The sequence below is a fragment of the Aliibacillus thermotolerans genome (assembly GCF_027853235.1).
Lineage (GTDB): Bacteria > Bacillota > Bacilli > Bacillales > Marinococcaceae > Aliibacillus > Aliibacillus thermotolerans.
Window position 1 is genome coordinate 1 of record NZ_WKJG01000012.1, and the last position, 607, is coordinate 607.

A 607-nucleotide genomic window follows, 5' to 3' on the forward strand; every position below is an offset into this window, starting at 1 on the left:
GTAACGGAATCGCCGCCTTACCGTCATTTAGACTTCCCGAAGAAAACATGGACTGTAGAATATATTGACTTGATGTTCCGACAGCTAGGTGTCCCTTAAATCCAAACCAAAAGACATTGTTGCCTTCCGAGTTCTTCTTCACACCCCACGTTGGGTCTTGGGGAACTTCGGTACGTAGTTCATCTAAGCTAACATCTAATTGAGCTTCAATCTTTTTATCGTAAAGGGGTCGATTGGCTTCTTTTTCAGCTTGTTCTTTTAGCCATTGTTCGCGCTCTTCTTTGGATTTGCGTCCACGCTTTTTAGGTTCAGGCTTTGGCTTTTCTTCTTTTGGCGGTGCTTGATCCCTGGCTTCAAAGTGCGTGGCGTCGATGGCAACTGTGTCATCGATAATGAAACCCTCTGAAATAGCTTGAAGGATTACTTTTTCTTGAACCTTTTCTAAAATGTTGGAGTCACTTAACTTGGTTATCAGCCGAGAATAAGATGCTTCAGAAGGGACATTGTCAGAAACGAGAAATCCACAATTCAGCTTGAAAACGACATCATCATTTAGTCGTTTAACTAGGTCTTTAACGGTTGGAATTCGTTCCACGTATCGAATGAA

Annotated in this window: 1 protein-coding gene; it reads right to left on the reverse strand. The window is 42.3% G+C overall.

Features of this window, described 5'->3' with window-relative positions; genetic code table 11:
• A partial coding sequence (locus tag GJS40_RS00815; RefSeq protein ID WP_270895376.1) for a transposase occupies positions 1-607 on the reverse strand: 607 nt, incomplete at both ends.